We start from the raw sequence: 20,378 nt of genomic DNA, 5'->3' as shown, positions 1-20,378 counted from the left end.
GGCGGGGCCGCCGTTGTTTGCGAGGTAGACGTCCACCGTCCGTGGAGAACGCCGACCGGCACCGCAGTTGGGCGCGGTCCGGATGCCCGGTCAACTGCGGGCGGCCTCAACGGCCGGCTGGGCGAAGATTTCGAAGGCCTGCCGCAGTGCGGCGACCGGGTCGCCCCGCGGGATGAACTCGTGGGTCACGTATCCGGGGTAGTCGAGCTCCCGCAGCGCTGCGGCGATCGCCCGCCAGTTCACCTCTTGGCGGTCGTCGAGTTCGGCTCTGCCCGGCACACCGGCCGCATGGACGTGGCCGATAAGCGGAAATTTCTCCCTTATTGTCCGAATCAGGTTACCTTCCATGATCTGCATGTGGTACATGTCATAGAGCATCAGCAGTGCCGGCGAGCCGACCTGTTCGATGACCGCCGCCGCCCAGTCCGTTGAGTCGCACTCCTGCCCGGGATGATCCACCTTCGTGTTCAGCGGCTCCAGCAACAGCCGCACATTGGCGGCCTCGGCTTCAGCGGCGAGGGGCGCCAGACCCTCGGCGCAGATGCTGACCCCATCATGCGGAGGGCCGGACCAGTCGCCCGAAACGACCGCAAGGTTGCGCACCCCTCCGGCGATCGCGATGTCCAGGTTGCGGCGCACCTCATCGGCCAGCACCCGATGATTGGCCCGATCACTGAAGCCGACCTCGACACACTCATGAACATCGATAGCCGTCAGTTGCAGGCCCAGGTCGTAGGCCTCCTGCCAGCGGTCGCGGGGCAGGAATTCGACGCCCTGGTAGCCGATGGTCGCGGCCTGTTGCAACAGGTCGGGCACCTGCTGCGGCGCCTCCGCGAACGACCACCAGGCGAAACTCTGCTTGATGCTCACGATGCCCCCAATTCCCTCATCGTGCGGGGTCCGGCGGTGGCTCGGGCAGCGGCCGGGTGGCGTCAACACCACCCTTGGCTGTCAACGTACGCGCCGCTGCTCCGGTACGAGGCCGGATGTCCGAAGTCGGCGGGGAACACCTGCCGGTCAATCAGCTGGTGCCCGCCCCGGCCGGCACCGGCCGCCATCCTCGGCCGCCCGCCAGATCAGCTGACGGGTGCAGCCCCCAACCAGGCGGCAGCGGCACCGACAAAGTGGTGCGCCAGGGGTCGGATCAACTGGGCCTCCGGACGACGACCTTCGACGATACTCACGGTGGCCCGAACGTTCGCCGGCCGCCAGTACGGTCAGCGAGGAGGGCGGGTCACCGGCAGCAACGCCAGCGACGGCAGTAGCAGAATCGGCACGACCAACAGGGCGTGCAGCGTCCCGACCCGGTCCCCGAGCAGGCCCAACAGGGGCGCTCCGGCGAGGAACGCGGTGTAGCCGATCACGGCCACCACGCTGACCCGGGCCGGGGCATGCTCCTCCTCGTCGGCCGCTGCGCTCATCCCCACCGGGAAGCTGAGGGCAATGCCAAGGCCCCACAACGCTACGCCGGCGACCGCGACCGGCCCGGAACCGGCCAGCACCGCCACGCTCGCGCCGACCACGGCAAGCAGGATCGTGGTGCCGAGCACGGATACCCGGCCCCAGCGGTCCAGGGCGAGGGTGCCGACGGTCCGGCCGATGGTCATGCCGATCACGAACACGCCGTAGACGGCGGCTCCGGCCGCCTCGGTGACGCCGTAGCCGTCCACGAATGCGACCGCGACCCAGTCGGTGGCAGCCCCTTCGCTGAACGCCGCGACCAGTACAAACAGACCGATCAGCAGGGTCCGTGGTTCCCGCCAGGCGGCCAGCAGCGCCCGGCGGCGGGCTGCCGGGGAGGCTCCGTCGGCGGCCGGCGTTGTCTCGGAGACCGGTAGGAAGGCCCGGGCGCCAAACACCGCGCCGACCAGCACCACCCCGGCGGTCAGCGGCAGGTGGACGGCCACCGCCAGCCCCACCTGGGCGGCCACCGCACCGAGGCCGGCCCCGGCTACCGAGCCCAGGCTCCACGCGGCGTGAAACCGAGGCATGATCGTGCGGCCGAGCCGTCGCTCAACGGCAGCGCCCTCGATGTTCATCGCGACATCCCAGGTGCCGGTGCCATAGCCGAAGGCGAAGAGGCCCACCGCAACCCCGGGCAGCCAGGCGGCCGTGCTGGCGAAGACACCGGCGGTCCCCAAGCCCACGGAGACCAGAAGGGCCCCCAGCGCCACCGTCCGGGCGGTACCCAACCGCTGGGCGACCAGACCGGAGGTGGGCATTGCCACCACCGCTCCCGTCGACATGGCGAGCAGCAGCAGCCCGAGCCGACCCGCGCTGAGGTCGAGTGCCTCTCGGACCGCCGGTATCCGGGCAAACCAGGACCCGATGGCGAGTCCGTTGAGGGCGAACGCCACCGCGACCCCGGTGCGGGCGGCCAGCACCGACCGAGGGCGGGCAGCGGGGGCGACCGGAGTAGTAACGCTGTTCACGACAGGGGTCCTCTCGCGCAAAGTGATCAGGGCGGACCGCACGAGCACACCCCTGAGAACGTTCTCAGTGCAAACCAAAAAGTCTTCGCAGGCCATCGCCGTCGAGCCGAGCAATAATGTCCTGACCACACGTCGCCCGACGGCGGGAACGGGGAGGGGATCACGATGCCGGCACCGCAGCGCGCGCCGACGCTGGCGGATGTGGCGCGGGCGGCCGACGTCTCCCGGGCCACCGCCTCTCGGGTGCTCGCCAAGAACGGGTACGCCGCGGCCCACACCCGCGACCGGGTCACTGCCGCCGCCGAACAGCTCGGCTACATGCCGAACCCGGCCGCCCGCGCCCTGGTCCGCGGCACCGGTGTGCGGCTGGACACAGTGGTCCACGGCACCTCGCCCCGGGTGCTCGAAGACCCGTACGTCGACCAGGTGGTCGGCGCCGCCGCCCGGGTCTGCGCCCCGCACGGCGTCGGCGTGGCCCTACACTGGCTGCCGACCCGGGACCTGGCCCAGTTGCGCCGCCTCGGCGAGCAGCGCGGAGTGAGCGGGCTGATCCTGGTCAACACCACTCCCACGGTCCTGGCCGCCGTGCCCCCGACGCTGAGGGGCCGGGTCGCCTCGCTCGGCGTCGGCTCTCCCCTGGTGGCCTCCTTCGACATCGACAACGGCGGCGGCACCACAGCGCTGGTGGAGCACCTGTACGCGACTGGCCGCCGCCGCATCGCCATGATCAGTGGTTCTCGCTGGCTACCTTGCGCCGGCCGCTCGGTGCGCGCCTACCGGGCGGTGCTGCGAGCGGCCGGCCTGCCGCCCCGGCTGGTTCGGGGTGACTTCACCGCGGACCGGGGACGTGCCGCGGCCCGGGAGGTTCTGGCCCGCTGGCCGGACACCGACGCCATCGTCGGCGCCAGCGACGTGACCTCGTTCGGCGTGATCAACGGGCTCCTTCGCGATGGCGTCCAGGTCCCCGGGGACATCGCGGTGACGGGCTTTGACGACACCCCACTGGCCGCGATGACCAACCCCTCGCTCACCACGTCCACCCACCCGGTGGCCGGAATCGCGACAGCCGCCGTGACCGCCGCACTCAACGGCGAGGCGGTCCTACCGCCAACGCTCTTTCCGTCCCGCCCGGTGCACCGGATGAGCGGCTGACGCAACGCGCTTCTCCGCAAAATAGGCGCGGTGATAGCCTCCCGCTTGGCCAGCACAGTCCTGGTTTCCACCTTTCACCCCAGAAGGAAGTTGCGATGACGGGCACTCCAGCTGATCCGGATGTCCTACATCCAATGCCCGGACAACCACGTGTGGTGCTGCTGAAGCCACTGATCACCTCGCCACTGATCGAAGTCGGGGAGTTCACCTACTACGATGACCCGGACGATCCGACCGCCTTCGAGGTTCGCAACGTTCTCTATCACTACGGGCCGGAGCGACTGGTAATCGGGAAGTTCTGCGCGCTGGGCGAGGGCGTACGGTTCATTATGAACGGCGCCAATCACCGCATGGACGGGCCCTCAACCTTCCCGTTTCCGATAATGGGTGGCTCCTGGAGCGAACACTTCGATCTCATCACCAACCTGCCCGGACGGGGTGACACGGTAGTCGGTAACGACGTGTGGTTCGGCTACCACACCATGGTTATGCCCGGCGTCCACATCGGTAGCGGGGCGATCGTTGCTTCTGGATCTGTTGTCGTTGACGATGTCCCCGAATACAGCATCGTCGGCGGCAACCCGGCCCGGGTGATCCGCCGCCGCTTCCACGAAGTGGAGGTTGCCCGGCTGATGGCGCTTGCCTGGTGGGACTGGCCGTTGCAACACATCACCGATCACATTCGCACGATCATGTCCGGCAGCATCGACGCCCTGGAGACCGTGGCACCGCCACAGAGCTGATGAGTCTTGTCCACCGGCAACAGCGGCGCGAGGCTGCTGCGGGGGTGAGGCGCATCCGTCGTCCGCGATGAGGTCGGGTGCTTCCGGTTTTCTCGCTTCGGCGATTACTCGGGGTGTCCGCGAGGAGGGCGGGTGGCTGGCACCAACGCGACCGACAACAGCAGCAGAATCGGTACCACCAGCAGGGCGTGCAGCGCCCCGACCCGATCCCCGATCACGCCGAGCAAGGGCGGGTCGGCGAGGAAAGCGGTGTAGCCGATCGCGGCGACCACGCTGACCCGGGCCGGTGCGCGCTTCTCCTCGTCGGCCGCCGCGCTCATCCCCACCGGGAAGCTGAGCGAGCCGCCGAGGCCCCAGAACGCCACGCCGACGGCCGCTACTGGCTCGGAATCAGCCAGTACCGCCATGCCCACGCCGGCCACCGCGAGCAGGATCGCACCGCTGAGCACCGGCACCCGCCCCCACCGGTCCAGGGCGAGGGTGCCGGTGGTCCGGCCAATGGTCATGCCGACCACGAACACCCCGAACACGACGGCCCCGGCCGCCTCACTGACGCCATACCCATCAACGAACGCAATCGCGACCCAGTCGGTGGCGCTCCCCTCACTGAACGCCGCTACCAGCACAAACAGGCCGATCAGCAGGGTCCGTGGCTCCCGCCAGGCCGCCAACAGCGAACGACGGCGGGCCGCCGGCGACACCTTGCCGCCGGCCGATGTCGTCTCGGCAGTCGGCAGAAACTCTCGAGCGCCGAAGACCATCCCGACCAGCACCGCCCCACCGACCAGCGGCAAGTGGAGAGCCAACACCAGCCCCACCTCAGCGGCCACCGCACCGAGAGCCGCGCCCGCCACCGAACCCAGGCTCCACGCCGCGTGAAACCGCGGCATCACCGTACGACCGAGCCGCCGCTCAACCGAAGCACCCTCGATGTTCATCGCGACATCGCAGGTACCGGTGCCGTAGCCAAAGACAAACAGCCCCACCGCCACCCCAGGTGACCAGCCGATCGCGCTCGCACAGACACCGGCTACCAGCAGTCCGACCGAGAGCGTCAGCGTCGCCACCACCACCGTCCGGGCGGTACCTAGCCGCTGGACGACCAGACCAGAGATGGGCATCGCCACCACCGCACCGACCGACATCGCGAGCAACAGCAGCCCGAGCCGGCCCGCGGAGAGGTCCAGCGTCTCCCGGACCGCCGGCACCCGGGAGAACCAGGACCCGATAGCGAAGCCGTTGAGGGCGAACACCACCACGACCCCAGTCCGGGCAGTCAGCACCGACCGAGCGGCGGCCGGGGCGACGACGCTACTCACGGCTGGATCCTCTCGCACTGTCAGCCGAACGCCGGTCGGCACGCCGCGCCGCTGCCGCCCCACTGGCCCGGTCCTTGTTAACGTGAGTACGCGGCGACACCGCACCTGCCAGCACTCCCCTCGTACCTGGCACCGACCGCATCACCCTTCGGCCCGGCGGACCGGTTGACGGACGAGGGAGGCGACATGGCCGACGGCCCGACGGCAGAGGCGCCCCCGCCGGCCGTACGCCAGGCCGCGCCGGACGCCACGCAACCTGGCCGCTGGGCCCGGCCGGTGCGGGCGGGCCGGCGGAGGGCGGCACGGCTGGCAGCCGGAGCGCGGCGAGTGACCGCCCGGCTGGCACCAGCGGCCCGTCGGTTCGCTGCCCAGCTGACCTCAGCGGCCCGGCGACTCGCCGCCCGGCTGGCACCGGCCGCCCGGCGGCTGTGGCGGTGGCTGCTCACCGTGGCCCGTACGGTCGACACGGCCGCGAAGCAGGGGCCGGCCCCACCCCCGCCACAGGATCCGATCGAGCGGCGGGAGCCGGCCGGGCCGATCACCGTCTTCGCCCGGGGCTACGTCTTCACCTTCACCATCCGCGCCGACCTCACTTGGCGTTCGCAGGGACTGCGACCAGATCAGCTGGCCTGGTACACCCACTACTTTCTACCCGCGGCCACCCAACGGCTCACCAACATCGCCGCCGATCTCGCCCGCACCGTCGCACCGCACCGGGCCGGCGAGCTGGAAGCGCAGCTGCAGCGGAAGCTCGCCGGGCAGGGGCCGTGGTCATTCGCGCGCGGCGGTCAGACGATTACCTGCCAGCCCGAGGCATGGGTGCAGCTCGACGAGCGAGTCCGCCAAGCCCTCCAGCCCTACTGGGAACGCGTGATCGCGCTGGACTGCCGGCACGAGGAGCTGCTGCGCCGCGCCCGCTACGCCGAGCAGCTCAACCGACGCTGGTCGGCGATCCTCGCCGACCTGCCCGACACCGACGCCCCGGAGGCGGTCCGCGAGGAACTGGCTCGCGCCCGGGAACGGACCCTCGCCGAGCAGCGGGCCGCCGCGCGATGGAGCGGCGAGCTGCTACGCCAACGCCACACCGGCTCGGAGGCCGAAGCGGAGCCGGAGCCGGAGGTCTCCGGTTAACGGCCCAGAATGGAGCTGGGGGCCACTCAGCTGGGGACGTCACGGCGGCGGAAGCCGGCCAGCCCGGCGGCGAGCAGCGCACCGGCCACGGCGACAAGCAGCACCAGCGGCAGCGTGGTTGCCTCGACCGCCGGCACCGCGGGGACATGGGTGTACGGCGAGAGGTTGAGCACCGCCTGCGGCAGGTCGAGCACCGCGCCGAGCTGCCCCAACAGCAGTAGCCCGATCAGCACCGCCCAGGACAGCGACACCGACCACCGGGGAACCAACCCGAGCAGCGCGGTCACCAAGCCCGCCACCACCAGCAATGCCGGTAGCAGTAGCAGCCCGGCTCCGCCCAGTTCAAGCGCGTACCGGCCCGGATCGCCGGCTGCGAGTCCGTAGCCGAGGCCGGTCGCGAGCCCGGCCAGCAACACGAGGACCGCCGCGCCCAGGACGGCGCCCACCACCTGCGTTGTCAGCCAGCGAACCCGGCCCACCGCGGTCGCGAGTACCGCCTCCAGAACGCCGCCGGACTCGTCGGCGCGGGTACGCAGCAACGCCTGCACCACGTACGCGCCGATGGCCAACGCGAACATCCCCAGCATCGCGGCGAGGAACGCGTCAACCAGGTCGTCAACCCCGCCCCCCATCGCGGCGATCAGCTCGGCGGCGGTTGGATTCTCGGCGATCACGTCGTTGACCTCGTCCGCGGCGAAGCCCATCGAGACCCCGAGGACCACCACCGCCACCGACCAGCCGACCAGGGAGCCGCGGTGCAGTCGCCAGAGCAGTCCGCTCGGGCTGAGCAGGCCGGTGGCGGCCCGGGCCGGCCCCCGCCGGTCGCTGAGCAGGCCGGCGCCGAGGTCCCGCCGACGGGCGAGACCGAACGCGGCCAGGGTGGCGCCGATCAGCAACACGACCGGCAGGCCCAGAACCCACCACCGCTCGGCGCCGAACGCGCGTACCTGGTTGCCCCAACCGAGCGGGGAGAGCCAGGACGGCCAGGCGCTCACCAGTTGCAGGCCGTCCCGCTCACCGAGGACATCCCCGGCGGCGCGGAGCAGGAACGCCACCCCGACGGTGGCCGCGGCCAGCGCGTTCGCACCACGGGAGGTAGCCGTGAGCTGGGCGGCGACGGCGGCGACGGCGGTGAAGGCGACGCCGACCCCGCCGACCGCCCCGGCGGCGGCGAGGGATCCGGCCAGTGGCAGGCCGGCAGCCGCAAAGGCCAACCCGAGAAGTAAGGCGGCGGCGACGTTCGCCGCGACGACGACAAGCAACGGGGCGGTGAGCAACGCATGCCGACCGACGACCGCCGCACCGAGCAGCTCCGCCCGGCCGGTCTCCTCATTCTGTCGGGTGTGCCGGACGACGGCGAACGTGCTGACAAAGGCGACGAGCAGGGTTAACGTCAGGTACGCCTCGGCGACGACGATCGAGCCAAGTTCGGCGTTGAAAATCGGCCCGTTGAAGGCCCGCGCCACCACGCTGGTGAGCGCGGTATCGGCATAGCTGAGGCGAGCGGCCTCATCGGGGTAGAACTCGATGACACTGCCGGTGAGGGCGAACCCGAGCAGCGGCATACCGAGCAGCCAGGCCCCGAGCTTGATCCGATCGCGGCGCAGGACGAGCCGGGCCAGTCGGCCGGTGCCGGTGAATGCGCTCACTGGGCCTGCTCCGCGCCGCTGACGGCGACGGCCCGGCCGTCATCGGCCCCGTCGTAATGCCGCAGGAACAGCTCCTCCAGGGTGGGCGGCGCGCTCACCAGCGCCCGCACCTCGAAGCGGATCAGGTGGGCGAGCAACGCGTCGAGGTGCTCCGGCTCGACCTCCAACCGGACCCGACCATCAACGGCTTGGACCTCGTGCACGCCGGGTAGCTCCGCGACGCCGGTCAACGGGCGCACCGTCTCGACGGTGACCGTGGTGCGGGCGAGGTGCCGCAGCTCACTCAGGGAGCCGGACTCGACGGTACGGCCGGCACGGATGATGCTGACCCGGTCGCAGAGCGCCTCCACCTCGGCGAGCACGTGACTGGAGAGCAGCACCGTGGCACCGTTGCCGGTGAGGCGCCGAACCTCTTCCTGGAACACCGCCTCCATCAACGGGTCGAGCCCGGAGGTCGGCTCGTCGAGCACGTACAGCTCGACATCGGAGGCGAAGGCGGCGACGATCGCCACCTTCTGCCGGTTGCCCTTGGAGTAGGCCCGGCACTTCTTGGTCGGGTCGAGGTCGAATCGCTCCAGCAGCTCGTCGCGGCGGCGCTCGTCCAAGCCACCGCGCAGGGCCCCGAACAGGTCGATCGCCTCCCCGCCGGAGAGGTTGGGCCACAGGTTCACGTCGCCCGGGACATAGGCGAGTCGACGGTGCAGAGTCACCGCGTCGCGCCACGGATCACCGTCGAGCAGCCGCACCTTGCCGGCGTCACCGCGCAGCAGCCCGAGCAGGACGCGGATGGTGGTGGACTTTCCGGAGCCGTTGGGCCCGAGGAAGCCATGCACCTCCCCCGCCTCCACCTGCAGGTTGAGCTCGTCGAGCGCGCGGACCGCGCCGAAACTCTTCACCAGTCCGTCAATCGCGATAACGGTCATAGGATCTCCTGTCGCTGTCAGTTCGCGCTGGTTACGCGCATCCGAACCCACCTGGGTGAACCGATGGCCACCACCTTAGGAGTCCCGCGCCACGCTATGCCGATCTCGAATCCGGCTCGGAACTCGATCCGGGCCGACCGGTGTGCTCGTCGCCGGCCCGGCCCCGACGCCCGATGCTGGCCGCGGGAGAACAGCGCGGGTCCGACCGGCGGCGGGCAATAGGGCCAGGTTTGAGCGAGCCGATCACGGGTACCCGCCGCACCCGTCCGCGGGACGGGCCCGGGCCCACGCCCGGTGGCCAGGTGAGACGGTACGACGGGACGGTGGGCCATGGATTCGACGCTCGGCCACCGACCTGCCCGGACCGCCGGACAGCGGCCGGAGGGGCACTGAGCGTGTGCGGCATCAGCGGGGAAGCGCGTTTTGACGGATCGCGGCCGGACACCGACGCGGTGATCCGGATGAGCCAGGCGATGGAGTCCCGCGGCCCGGACGACACCGGCCACTGGACCGACGGCTGGGTAGCCCTCGGGCACCGCCGGCTCACCATTATCGACCTCTCCGACACCGGCGCCCAGCCGATGGTGCGCGAGGACCTCGGCTCCGCGCTGGTCTTCAACGGATGCATCTACAACTATCCACAGTTGCGTGAGGAGCTCCGGGCCGCCGGGCATACCTTCCGTTCCACCAGTGACACCGAGGTCATCCTGGTGGCGTACGCCGAGTGGGGGGAGGCCTTCGTCGACCACCTGGTCGGCATGTTCGCAATCGGGCTGTTCGACCGGATCCGTCAGCGGCTGGTGCTGGCCCGCGACCGGCTCGGCATCAAGCCGCTCTACCTGGCGGAGTCCCCCGGCCGCCTGCGCTTCGCGTCAACTCTGCCCGCGCTCCTGCACGCCGGCGACGTGGACACCGAAATCGACCCGGTTGCCCTGCACCACTACCTCTCCTGGCACTCGATTGTGCCGGCGCCGCGGACCGTGCTGCGCGGCGTCCGGAAGCTGCCCCCGGCGACGCTGCGGGTGGTCGAGGCGGACGGGCGCAGCCGCGAACGCGTCTACTGGCAGCCGGAGTACGCCCGCGACCCCGCCCACGCCGGCCGGGATGCCCGGGACTGGCAAGCAGCGGTCGGTGGCGCCCTGCGCGCGGCGGTTCGCCGGCGGCTGGTGGCGGACGTCCCGGTCGGGGTGCTGCTCTCCGGGGGCCTGGACTCCAGTCTCATCGTGGCCCTGCTCGCCGAGGCGGGCCAGCACCACCTGCAGACGTTCAGCATCGGGTTCGACAGCCGGGGCGACGAGGCGGGCGACGAGTTCCACTACTCCGACCAGGTGGCCCGGGCCTTCGGCACCGACCATCGGCGGATCCGGCTCGCCGACAACGACCTGCTGCCGGCGGTCCAAGCCACGGTTGCCGCGATGACCGAGCCGATGGGCAGCCATGATGTGGTGGCCTTTCACCTGCTCAGCGAACAGGTGGCCAAGCACGTCAAGGTGGCCCAGTCGGGGCAGGGCGCCGACGAGGTGTTCGCCGGGTACGGCTACCACCAGCCGCTCGTGACGGCACCCCGGGACGGGGCGGCGGAGGTCTTCGCCGCATCGTTCTTCGACCGCGACCACGCCGAGCTTTCCCGGGTTGTCAGTCCGGCGTACGCCCACGACCGGGACGCCAGTCGGGAACTGCTCGTCGCCGAGTTGGCCGCGCCCGGCGCGGAGACCGCGTTGGACGCGGTGCTACGCCTGGATACCCACCGGATGCTCCCCGATGACCCGGTCAAGCGGGTGGACAGCATGTCCATGGCGTGGGGGCTGGAGGTCCGCACCCCCTTTCTGGACCAGGATCTGGTCGCGCTCGCCGCGGCCTGTCCGCCGGAGCACAAGGTGGCGCAGGGCGGCAAGGGCGTGCTCAAGGAGATCGCCCGGGAGGTGCTGCCGGCCGAGGTGATCGACCGACCGAAGGGGTACTTTCCGGTGCCGGCGCTGCGCAACGTCTCCGGGCGGGTGCGGGAGCTGGTGATCGACGCGCTGCGGGCACCGGTCGCCCAGGAACGGGGGCTGTTCCAGCCCGAGTACGTTGACGAACTGCTCGCCGACCCGGCGGCGATGCAGGCCGCGGCCGGCAGCAACAAGCTGTGGCAGCTCGGGCTGCTGGAGCTGTGGCTGCAGACACACCAGCGGTAGGACGGGCGGCCACACCACCAGCGGTAGGACGGACGGTTCGGCCAGGCGGCAGAACTGACGGTCTGGTCCAGCCAGCTCAGGCCGGGACGGGGCGGGTCTGTGCGGCCAGATGAGCCAGGACGGCGCGGACGTCGCAGCCGGTCCGCTCCAGAATCCGGCGCTGCCGTGCCGCACCGGTACCCTCGTCCCGGAGCCGAGTTAGCTGGTCGAGCACGTACCCCCGGTCGCCCTGGCGTTCCAGGGCGGGCGTGACGAGGGCGAACATCTCGTCCACCAAGTCCCAGGCCGGTCGGGCGTGCCCGGTACGAAGGTCAACAAGGTCACCGTCGAGCCCGTCGTGAGCGGCTCGCCAGTGTGCGGCGGAGACCAGGCAGCCGCGAATCCGGGTCGCGCGGACGCCGTCTCGGACCTCCGCGGCGAGAGTCGCGACGAGGGCTCGTACCAGCGCAGCCACCAGCACCGTGTCGTCAACCGTGGGACAGACGTCGCCAACCCGAACCTCGACCGTGGGGTACGCGACGGAGGGCCGGACATACCAGTAGACCATCCCGGCATCGAGCATGATCCCCGCCTTGATCAGATCCGCCACCGTGGCGTCGTAGTCGGCGGCCGAGTCGAAGTACGGGGTGGGGCCAATGCTCGGCCAACGCTCCAGCTGCATCCCCCGCCAACTCGCGTGCCCGGTGTCCTGGCCGTCGTGCAGCGGCGAGTTGACGGTGAGGGCCTGCACGACCGGCAACCACGGGCGCAGGTGATTGCAGACCTGGACCGCCAGTTCCCGGTCGGGCAGGCCGACGTGCACGTGGCAGCCGCAGACCGCCGGGTCGTGCGCGACCGGTCCGAACCGCCGGGACATCGCGTGGTAGCGGGGTTCGTCCGGTACGGTCCGGTGCGCCTCGTTCACCGGAGTCGCTCCCACCGCGACGAGGCGGGCGCCGGCGGCTTCGGCCGCGTGAATGGCGGCGGTGCGCAGCGCCACCAGGTGCCGCCGCAGCTCCGTCAGGTCGGATAGGACCGGCGTGACCATCTCGACCATGCTGTGTCGAAACTCCCGCCGGCTCTGCTCGTAGGCGGCGCCGGACAACCCGTCGAGTACCCGGGCGGCGATCGGCATGCTCTCTCCCGTATCGGAGTCCAGCAGCAGAAACTCCTCCTCGACCCCGAGGGTGAGGTTGTCCAGGTCGGGACGGTCGGTGGCCGGACGGTACGTCATGGCGATCGGCGTCCGTTCGTCGGGCGGCGCGCGATACGCCGCGTTGCCGGGGTGCCGCGATGACGGCTTCCCGACCGCGTTGCCGGGTGCCGCCGCGGTGACGATTTCCCGGCCGACGGGGCGGGAAACGCCCCGGCCGGTGGCAGCCGGTCAGGTCAGGACGCGGCGCAGCCGGCGCAGATGCCGAAGATCTCCAGGGTGTGCCCGACCTCGCTGAAACCATGCTCGGCCGCCACCTGGTCGGCCCAGCGTTCGACCGCCGGGCCGGCCACCTCCACGGTCCGTCCGCAGGACCGGCAGACCAGGTGGTGGTGGTGACGGCTCTGGCTGCACTGGCGGAAGAGCTGTTCGCCGCCGGGCAGCCGGGTGGAGTCGATCTCGCCGGCGTCCACCAGAAGCTGGAGGGTCCGGTAGACGGTGGTCAGGCCCACCCGGGCGTCGCGGTCGCAGAGCATCCGGTGCAGTTGCTGCGCCGTGTGAAACCCGTCAACCTCCCCGAGCAGTGCGAGCACCTCGGCCCGCTGCCGGGTGTTCCGGGTTGCGTTCGGAATCGTCCGCGGCACCGTACTCCCCACCATTTCACGTGTGCTGACCGCCGGGGCAGCTCCGGCGTACCCACATTATGCGCCGCCGGGTTAGACCCGGCCCGCGGCGTACACCGCGGCAGCGGGCCAGGCCCGTCGATCCCACCGCCGACGGGTCTGACCACCGGGTCAGGCATGCACGTCGGTGTCCGACTAGAGCCAGACCTCGCGGTTACGAGGAAATCTGGCTCCAGCACCTTGCAGCCGCCGGGGATGAGCGGGGCAGTGCCTCTCGAATGCAGACGCTAAGGTGACCGGGTGACGAGGTTTCGGATCGGGGAAGCGGCCGAGCTGCTCGGGGTGAGCGCCGACACCGTCCGCCGCTGGATCGACGCTGGGCGCATCCGGGCGGAACGCGACGAGCATGGACACCGCGCCGTGGACGGGGTGGATCTGGCGGCCTTCGCCCGCGCGCAGGCGGCCGAGCGCGACGAGCGCTCCGACGCCTCGTCGGCCCGCAACCGACTACGCGGCATCGTGGTCGGTGTCGTTCGGGACACCGTGATGGCCCAGGTCGACATCCAGGCCGGCCCGTTCCGCATCGTCTCCCTGATGAGCCGGGAGGCCGTCGACGAATTGGACCTGCGGATCGGCTCGCTGGCCGTCGCCGTAATCAAGTCGACCAACGTACTGGTCGAACGGGCTACGCCGCCGGCCGGCACCCGGGGAAGGCCGGCGCCATGAGGCCGCGTACCGCGGTCCTGGCCGGTGCCGTCGCGCTGGTCCTGGCCGGCTGTGGCACCCCCGGTGGTGAAGCCGCCGACGGTGACGTGACCGGCACGGTGACCGTCTTCGCCGCCGCGTCGCTCACCGCGACGTTCGACCGGATCGGGCGCGACTTCGAGGCAGCCCACCCCGGCAGCACCGTCGTGTTCAACTTCGCCGGCAGCTCCGCCCTCGCCACCCAGATCACCGCAGGGGCCCCGGCGGATGTCTTCGCCTCCGCCGCCCCGCAGCACCTGGAGGCCGTCACCACCGCCGACGGCACGCCGGCCGTCTTCGTCCGCAACCAACTCGTCATCGCGGTCGCCGCCGGCAACCCCGAGGGCGTACGAAGCCTGAATGACCTGGCCCGGCCCGGGCTGAAGGTGGCGCTCTGCGCCGAGCAGGTGCCGTGTGGGGCGGCGGCCCGCGGGGCGCTCGACGCCGCCGGTGTCGCGCTGACCCCGGTCACCCTGGAGGCGGACGTGCGGGGAGCCCTGGCGAAGGTACGGCTGGGTGAGGTGGACGCCGCCCTCGTCTACCGCACCGACACGCGGGCCGCCACGCCGGACGTGGCGGCGGTGGAGTTCCCCGAGTCCGCCCAGGCCATCAACGACTACCCGATCGCCGTGTTGGCCGACGCGCCGAACCCGACCGCGGCCCACGCCTTCGTGGCCCACGTCCGCTCCACCCAGTCGCGGGCGGTGCTCACCGAGGCCGGATTCCAGGCGCCATGACGCTCACCGAGCATCCGGTCCGCGGGCCGGTGGGCTCCCGCCGACCGCGCGGTGCCCCCCGACGAGGCGGTGGCGTCCCGATCGCGTTGCTGCTGCCGGCGCTACTCGGTCTGGCCTTCTTGACTCTGCCGCTGATCGGTCTGCTGGCCCGCACCCCGTGGAGCACTCTGCCGCAGCGGCTCGCCGAGCCCGGGGTGCTCGCCGCGCTGCGGCTGTCGCTACTCACCGCCACCCTGGCGACCCTGCTCTGCCTGCTGCTCGGGGTACCGCTGGCGTGGTTGCTCGCCCGGGTGGAGTTCCCCGGCCGACGGCTGGTGCGCGCCCTGGTCACCGTGCCTCTGGTACTTCCGCCCGTGGTGGGCGGGGTGGCCCTGCTGCTGGTCTTCGGTCGGCGCGGGCTGATCGGCGGCTGGCTCGACCAGACCTTCGGGATCACGCTGCCCTTCACCACCACCGGCGTGGTGTTCGCCGAGGCGTTCGTGGCGATGCCGTTCCTGGTCATCGCGGTGGAGGGGGCACTACGAGGTGCCGACCGCCGATACGAGGAGGCCGCGGCCACCCTCGGCGCCGGACGGTGGACCACGTTCACCCACGTCACCGTGCCGCTGGTCGGGCCGGGCCTGGCCGCCGGGGCGGTGCTGTGCTGGGCCCGCGCGCTGGGCGAGTTCGGTGCCACGATCACCTTCGCCGGCAACTACCCGGGCCGGACCCAGACCATGCCGCTCGCGGTCTACCTGGCGCTGGAGACCGATGTCGAGGCCGCGATCGTACTCAGCCTGATCCTGCTCGTCGTCTCGGTCGTGATCCTGGCGGGGCTGCGCGACCGGTGGATCAGCACACCGTGACCGGCTGCCTCCTGGACGCGCGCCTCGCGGTGGAGCGGGGCGACTTCCGGCTGGACGTACCGCTGCGGGTCGCCGCCGGTGAGGTGGTGGCGCTGCTGGGTCCAAACGGCGCCGGCAAGACGACCGCCCTGCGGGCGCTTGCCGGCCTGCAGCCCCTGACCGCCGGCCACCTCACGGTGGCGGGCAGTGACCTGGACCGGCCGGACCGGCGCACGTTCGTCCCCGCCGAGCACCGCTCGGTCGGCGTGGTCTTCCAGGACTACCTGCTCTTCCCACACCTGAACGTGCTCGACAACGTGGCCTTCGGCCCGCGCCGGCACGGCGCCAACCGGCGCACGGCCCGGCGCAGCGCCGGTGACTGGCTGGCCCGGGTGGGGATGGTCGCGCACGCCCGCCGGCGTCCCGGTCAGCTCTCCGGCGGGCAGGCGCAGCGGGTGGCGCTGGCCCGAGCGCTCGCGGTACGGCCGGCCGTGCTGCTGCTCGACGAGCCGCTGGCCGCCCTGGACGCCCGTACCCGTCTGGACACCCGCGCCGAGCTGCACCGGCACCTGGCCGCCCACTCCGGCGCCACCGTACTGGTCACGCACGACCCCCTCGACGCGCTGGTGCTGGCCGACCGGCTGGTGATCGTGGAGGAGGGCCGGGTTGTCCAGGAGGGGGATGCGGCCACTGTCACCGCCCGGCCCCGGACCGACTACGTTGCCCAGTTGGTCGGGCTGAACCTGCACCGGGGCCGGGCCGAGAACAACCACATCCGGGTCGCCGACGGGCTCCTGCTCACCGTCCCGGAGCGCCTTGACGGGGACGCCTTCGTCGCGTTCCGCCCCTCGGCGGTGGCGCTGCACGACGGCCAGCCCGCCGGTAGTCCACCCAACACCTGGCCGGCCACGGTCGCCGGGGTGCAGCGCCACGGTGACAACCTGCGGGTGCAGTTGGACGGGCCGGTCCAGGTGGCGGCCGACGTACCGCCTGCGACCGCGGCGACCCTGCGCCTGATTCCAGGGCAACGGGTGTGGGCCGCGGTCGAGGTGACGGAGACGCACGCCTACCCGGCGGGGTAGCGGACGTGGCCTACCGACGGGGTAGGCGCGCTCCGGGCCGGGTAGGCGCGCTCCGGGCCGGGCCGTCAGCTCCCCGGGCGGTACGGGGCGAGCGGGTTGGCCAGCGTCCCCACGAGTTGCAACGCCCCTGCCGGATCGGCGAGGTCAACCATCTGCTGGTTGTCCCGCAGCTGAAGCCGGTTGAGGCAGGAGAGCGCAAACTCGGGTGCGAAGAGGTCGTACCGCCGGGTCCGCTCGGCCAGGTGCGGCACCCGGTCCAGGTAGCCCGTGGCGGATTCGGCGACCGTCCGCCAGAAGGTCTCCTCCGGGCAGACCCCCGCCTCGACCAGCACGGCATTGAGGTGCCGCAGGAAGCAGTCGAGGACATCGGTGAAGATCGACAGCAGTCGCATCTCTTCCGGTACGTCCGCTCGGATCCGCTCCACCGCCGGGGGCAACGGCGCGTCGGCGCTCATCACCGCGATCTCCTCGGCGATGTCCTTGAAGATCACCCGCTCGACCACCCCCTCGTGCAGGACCAGAATGACGTTCTCGCCGTGCGGCATGAACACGAGGTCGTGCGCGTAGAAGGCGTGCAGCAACGGCACCAGGTAGGCGTCGAGGTAGCGGCGGAGCCAGGCCGCCGGGGTGAGCCCCGAGGCGGCGATCAGCGCGGCGGTGTGGGACCGGCCGTCCGGGTCAAGGTGCAGGAGCGAGGCCATGGTGGCCAGCCGCCGGCCCGGCGGCAACCCCTGCGCTGGGCTCTCCCGCCAGAGCGCCGCCAGCATCTTTCGGTACGGCGAGTAGCGATCCGTCGCCGCCTCGTACTGCCGATGCCGGTAGCCGACGGCAGCCCGCTCGCGCAGGATGGTCAGCCCGGTGCCGCGCAACACCTCGTCGCCGTCGATCAGGTCGGCGAGCCAGTCGTTGATGGCCGGGGTGGCCGCCATGTAGGCGGCCGACAGGCCCCGCATAAAGCCCATGTTCAGCACCGACAGCGCGGTCTTCACATAGTGCCGGCCGGGTTCGGTCAGGTTGAAGAAGGTCCGGATGGACTGCTGGGCCTGGTAGTCGTCCGGCCCCGCACCGAGGTAGACCAGGTGCCGGCGGGCCACCTCCCCGGCGAAGGTGACCGAGAGCTTGTGTCGCCACTGCCAGGGATGCACCGGGATCAGGTGATGGTCGGCGAGGTCCAGGCCGAGCTCGGCCAGGGTGGCAGCGAACCGGGCCCGGGTCGGCTCATCCAACTCGGTGCGGATCAGCGTGTCGTAGTCCAGCTCCGCCGAGCAGCTGAAGGTTGAGTGGTCGCGGTGCGCGGCGAGCCAGATCAGCCGCACCGGCGCGGCGGCCTCCGGCGCGTACTGGTGGTACTCGTCGGAGCTGAATCCAAGCCGGCCGTTGTTGGCCACAAAGCAGGGATGCCCCTCGGTCATCGCCGACTCCACGGTCTGGAATTCGGCGGTGACCAGCTTCTCCGCCGCCGGCCCGCCTCGGGCGAGCTTGTACGCGGTCCCAGCGAGGGTGGCGGTGATCTCCTCCAGGTAGACCGGCAGGACTCGGTCGGAGAGGCCGAGTGCGCCGCGCAGTTCCAGGCAGAAGTCGCCGGCGTCAATCGGCAGCTGCCCGGACTCCCCGTGTCGGGTGACGCTGTCGGGGTCGATCTGCCAGTGGTCCAGGGCGAGCAGCCGGGCGGTGAAGCGATACTCGACCGTGCCGTCGTCGCTACGGACGCGGTAGCGACCCGGCTCAGCCGGCATCGGCTCCGGGGTGAGCAGCCGTTCGTGGGCGAACTCGGCGAGAGCCTTGCGCACCAGCAGCCGGTTGGCCTGCTCCCAGCGCGCCGGGGTGAGGTGCGTGACGGCTTCGCCGGGGGTCATGCGGGCGCTCCTTGGGTGGCGGCGCGGAAGGCCGCGCGGGTGCAGGTGCTCAGTAGGGCGGTCTTCGCCGGTAGCTCCACCGGGCCGACGACCTGGAAACCCACGGCGGCGTTCAGGGCGTGGACGGCGGTGTTGCGGATGTCCGGCTCCACCACGACCCGCTGGGTGGCGGGGTCGGCGAAGAGCCAGTCCAGCACCGCCGTGATGACGGCATGGGTGAATCCGTGCACGGGCTTCTCGGTGGGAGCACAGAGGAAGTGCATACCGACATCGCCGGGGCGGGCGTCGTACCGGCCCACGAGTTCCACATGGGCCGGGTCGTAGCGTTCGGCGAGGAAGACCGGCGCCGCCTCGTGCCACCCGAGGTACGCGTCGTGGTGCGGGTGGTCGGCGATGCGCCGGTACTCGGCGGCGACCTGCGCCACGTCGGCGTCCTGCATCAGCCAGAAGGCCGCCTTCGGGTGCGTGACCCAGCGGTGCAGCAGCGGGGCGTCACCTTCCGGGTCAAGAGCGCGCAGCGTGAACTCGCCCAGGAGCGGGTCCCGGCGGGTGTGCAGGGTGGTCACGAATCCACCGCCGCCGGAGCCCCGAACTCCTGGAAGGTGACGCTCTTCTCCACCTGGTAGTACTCCCGGCCGAGCATTTCCCGGATCAGGTACGAGTTCCGGTACGGTCCCATGCCCAGGTCCGGGGAGGTAACGCTGTGCGTGTGGGTGCCGCCGTTCTGCAGGAAGACCTCGCGTCCGGTGTGGTCGATGCTGTAGTTACGGGCGATGTCGAACCGGCCGTGGCTGTCCCAGCGGAGCCGGTCCCGGATCCCGTCCACGAACGCCGGCGCCTGGAACCGGTAGCCGGTGGCCAGCACCAGGCCCTCGGTGTCGAGGGTGAAGTCCCGGCCCTGCTCGTGGTGGCGCAGACCCAACGTGTACGTACCGGCGTCGTGGGCGGCGCTGACCAGCTCGGTGTTGGTGATCAGTCGGGTACGGACCGGACCGTCGGTGCTGCGCGCGTACAACAGGTCGAAGATGCTGTTGATGAGGTCGGAGTTGATCCCCTTGAGCAGCCCGACCTGCTCGGACTCCAGCCGGTAGCGGGTCTCCTCCGGCAGCGCGTGGAAGTAGTCCACGTAGTCCGGCGACGTCATCTCCAGCGTCAGCTTCGTGTACTCCAGTGGGAAGAAGCGGGGCGACCGCGTCACCCAGTTCAGCTGATAGCCGTAGCTGTCGATGTCGGTGAGCAGTTCGTGGTAGATCTCGGCGGCACTCTGCCCACTACCGACGATCGTGATGCTCCGCTTGCTCCGCAGCGCGTCGCGGTGCTCCATGTAGCGGGAGTTGTGGAACGCGTCCCCACCGAGATCCTGGCAGACGGCGGGCAGCTCCGGCGAGGTGCCGGTGCCGAGCACCAGGCGCCGGGCCCGGTGGGTGACCGGTCCGTCGGCGGTCTCCGCGTGCACCACGTACTCGCCGTTGGCCTCGTCGTAGGACACCATGGTGACGGTGTGCCCGAAGCGCAGGTTCGACAGCCGGTCCGCCGCCCACCGGCAGTACGCGTCGTACTCCGCCCGCAGCGGGAAGAAGCTCTCCCGAATGTAGAAGGGGTAGAGCCGGCCTGTCTCTTTCAGGTAGTTGACGAAGGAGAACGGCGAGGTGGGGTCGGCGAAGGTCACCAGGTCGGCGAGGAACGGCGTCTGCAGTCGGGTGGACTCCAGCAGCATCCCGGGGTGCCAGGAGACATCGGCCCGGGACTCCAAAAAGAGCCCGTCCAGCTCGGAGATCGGCTCGGTCAGGCAGGCCAGGCCCAGGTTGTACGGGCCGAGCCCGATCGCGATGAAGTCGTGGGTGGTCATGTGCT

The 20,378-nt window shown here is 71.1% G+C and carries 18 protein-coding genes; 8 read left to right on the top strand and 10 right to left on the bottom strand.

Features of this window, described 5'->3' with window-relative positions; all coding sequences use genetic code 11:
- Nucleotides 1-90: 90 nt before the first annotated feature.
- The gene (locus B116_RS0120090; protein ID WP_033667746.1) at nucleotides 91-870 is read right to left on the bottom strand and encodes a TIM barrel protein; all 780 of its coding nucleotides are present in this window, start codon (nucleotides 868-870) and stop codon (nucleotides 91-93) included.
- 347 nt (nucleotides 871-1,217) lie between these two features.
- Nucleotides 1,218-2,432: an MFS transporter gene (locus B116_RS0120080; protein WP_027661120.1), complete on the bottom strand. Its 1,215-nt coding sequence runs from the start codon at nucleotides 2,430-2,432 to the stop codon at nucleotides 1,218-1,220.
- A gap of 165 nt (nucleotides 2,433-2,597) precedes the next feature.
- On the opposite strand from B116_RS0120080, the gene B116_RS0120075 reads away from it, so the two are divergent.
- Both B116_RS0120075 and B116_RS0120070 read left to right on the top strand, forming a co-directional pair.
- Entirely contained in the window at nucleotides 2,598-3,584 is a 987-nt protein-coding gene (locus B116_RS0120075; protein WP_027661119.1) for a LacI family DNA-binding transcriptional regulator, read from the top strand.
- Nucleotides 3,585-3,679: 95 nt separating this feature from the next.
- Nucleotides 3,680-4,327: a CatB-related O-acetyltransferase gene (locus tag B116_RS0120070; RefSeq protein ID WP_027661118.1), complete on the top strand. Its 648-nt coding sequence runs from the start codon at nucleotides 3,680-3,682 to the stop codon at nucleotides 4,325-4,327.
- Nucleotides 4,328-4,431: 104 nt separating this feature from the next.
- Here B116_RS0120070 and B116_RS0120065 read toward each other — a convergent pair whose 3' ends face one another.
- Nucleotides 4,432-5,646 (bottom strand): MFS transporter, encoded by a 1,215-nt coding sequence (locus tag B116_RS0120065; RefSeq protein ID WP_027661117.1) that lies wholly within the window; start codon nucleotides 5,644-5,646, stop codon nucleotides 4,432-4,434.
- A gap of 186 nt (nucleotides 5,647-5,832) precedes the next feature.
- Between B116_RS0120065 and B116_RS0120060 the strand changes: the two genes are divergently transcribed.
- The gene (locus B116_RS0120060) at nucleotides 5,833-6,777 is read left to right on the top strand and encodes a hypothetical protein (protein WP_027661116.1); all 945 of its coding nucleotides are present in this window, start codon (nucleotides 5,833-5,835) and stop codon (nucleotides 6,775-6,777) included.
- A gap of 26 nt (nucleotides 6,778-6,803) precedes the next feature.
- On the opposite strand, the gene B116_RS0120055 is transcribed toward B116_RS0120060, so the two are convergent.
- Both B116_RS0120055 and B116_RS0120050 read right to left on the bottom strand, forming a co-directional pair.
- Nucleotides 6,804-8,426, bottom strand: a complete 1,623-nt coding sequence (locus B116_RS0120055) for an ABC transporter permease (protein WP_027661115.1) — start codon at nucleotides 8,424-8,426, stop codon at nucleotides 6,804-6,806.
- Entirely contained in the window at nucleotides 8,423-9,349 is a 927-nt protein-coding gene (locus tag B116_RS0120050; protein ID WP_018720115.1) for an ABC transporter ATP-binding protein, read from the bottom strand. The genes B116_RS0120055 and B116_RS0120050 overlap by 4 nt, the downstream gene beginning before the upstream one ends.
- A gap of 395 nt (nucleotides 9,350-9,744) precedes the next feature.
- Here B116_RS0120050 and B116_RS0120045 point away from each other — a divergent pair, with 395 nt between their 5' ends.
- The gene (locus B116_RS0120045; RefSeq protein ID WP_082312853.1) at nucleotides 9,745-11,526 is read left to right on the top strand and encodes an N-acetylglutaminylglutamine amidotransferase; all 1,782 of its coding nucleotides are present in this window, start codon (nucleotides 9,745-9,747) and stop codon (nucleotides 11,524-11,526) included.
- Between the two features lie 76 nt (nucleotides 11,527-11,602).
- On the opposite strand, the gene B116_RS0120040 is transcribed toward B116_RS0120045, so the two are convergent.
- Together B116_RS0120040 and B116_RS0120035 are read right to left on the bottom strand one after the other, a co-directional pair.
- Nucleotides 11,603-12,739, bottom strand: coding sequence for a carboxylate-amine ligase (locus tag B116_RS0120040; RefSeq protein ID WP_018720113.1), 1,137 nt, complete (start codon nucleotides 12,737-12,739; stop codon nucleotides 11,603-11,605).
- Between the two features lie 155 nt (nucleotides 12,740-12,894).
- A complete protein-coding gene (locus B116_RS0120035) occupies nucleotides 12,895-13,317 on the bottom strand; it encodes a Fur family transcriptional regulator (RefSeq protein WP_018720112.1) in 423 nt (140 codons plus the stop codon).
- A 264-nt stretch (nucleotides 13,318-13,581) separates the two neighbouring features.
- On the opposite strand from B116_RS0120035, the gene B116_RS0120030 reads away from it, so the two are divergent.
- From B116_RS0120030 to B116_RS0120015, 4 genes are read left to right on the top strand one after another with little or no spacing between them, the layout of a single operon-like run.
- Complete coding sequence (locus B116_RS0120030) at nucleotides 13,582-14,007, top strand: TOBE domain-containing protein (protein WP_018720111.1); 426 nt, start codon at nucleotides 13,582-13,584, stop codon at nucleotides 14,005-14,007.
- Complete coding sequence (modA, locus tag B116_RS0120025; protein WP_027661113.1) at nucleotides 14,004-14,762, top strand: molybdate ABC transporter substrate-binding protein; 759 nt, start codon at nucleotides 14,004-14,006, stop codon at nucleotides 14,760-14,762. The genes B116_RS0120030 and modA overlap by 4 nt, the downstream gene beginning before the upstream one ends.
- A complete protein-coding gene (locus B116_RS0120020) occupies nucleotides 14,759-15,607 on the top strand; it encodes an ABC transporter permease (RefSeq protein ID WP_027661112.1) in 849 nt (282 codons plus the stop codon). The genes modA and B116_RS0120020 overlap by 4 nt, the downstream gene beginning before the upstream one ends.
- Nucleotides 15,604-16,668 (top strand): ABC transporter ATP-binding protein, encoded by a 1,065-nt coding sequence (locus tag B116_RS0120015; protein ID WP_027661111.1) that lies wholly within the window; start codon nucleotides 15,604-15,606, stop codon nucleotides 16,666-16,668. Before B116_RS0120020 ends, B116_RS0120015 begins: the two co-directional genes overlap by 4 nt.
- 65 nt (nucleotides 16,669-16,733) lie before the next feature.
- Here B116_RS0120015 and B116_RS0120010 read toward each other — a convergent pair whose 3' ends face one another.
- From B116_RS0120010 to B116_RS0120000, 3 genes are read right to left on the bottom strand one after another with little or no spacing between them, the layout of a single operon-like run.
- The gene (locus tag B116_RS0120010; protein ID WP_018720107.1) at nucleotides 16,734-18,524 is read right to left on the bottom strand and encodes an IucA/IucC family protein; all 1,791 of its coding nucleotides are present in this window, start codon (nucleotides 18,522-18,524) and stop codon (nucleotides 16,734-16,736) included.
- Nucleotides 18,521-19,090 (bottom strand): GNAT family N-acetyltransferase, encoded by a 570-nt coding sequence (locus B116_RS0120005; protein ID WP_027661110.1) that lies wholly within the window; start codon nucleotides 19,088-19,090, stop codon nucleotides 18,521-18,523. Before B116_RS0120005 ends, B116_RS0120010 begins: the two co-directional genes overlap by 4 nt.
- On the bottom strand, nucleotides 19,087-20,373 hold the full coding sequence (locus tag B116_RS0120000; protein ID WP_018720105.1) for a lysine N(6)-hydroxylase/L-ornithine N(5)-oxygenase family protein: 1,287 nt from the start codon (nucleotides 20,371-20,373) through the stop codon (nucleotides 19,087-19,089). The genes B116_RS0120005 and B116_RS0120000 overlap by 4 nt, the downstream gene beginning before the upstream one ends.
- Between the last annotated feature and the right edge of the window lie 5 nt (nucleotides 20,374-20,378).

Origin of the sequence: Salinispora fenicalii (genome assembly GCF_000514815.1) — a bacterium.
Lineage (GTDB): Bacteria > Actinomycetota > Actinomycetes > Mycobacteriales > Micromonosporaceae > Micromonospora > Micromonospora fenicalii.
The sequence above is the reverse complement of the archived record's forward strand: the minus strand, read 5'-3'. Positions and strand labels throughout refer to the sequence as shown.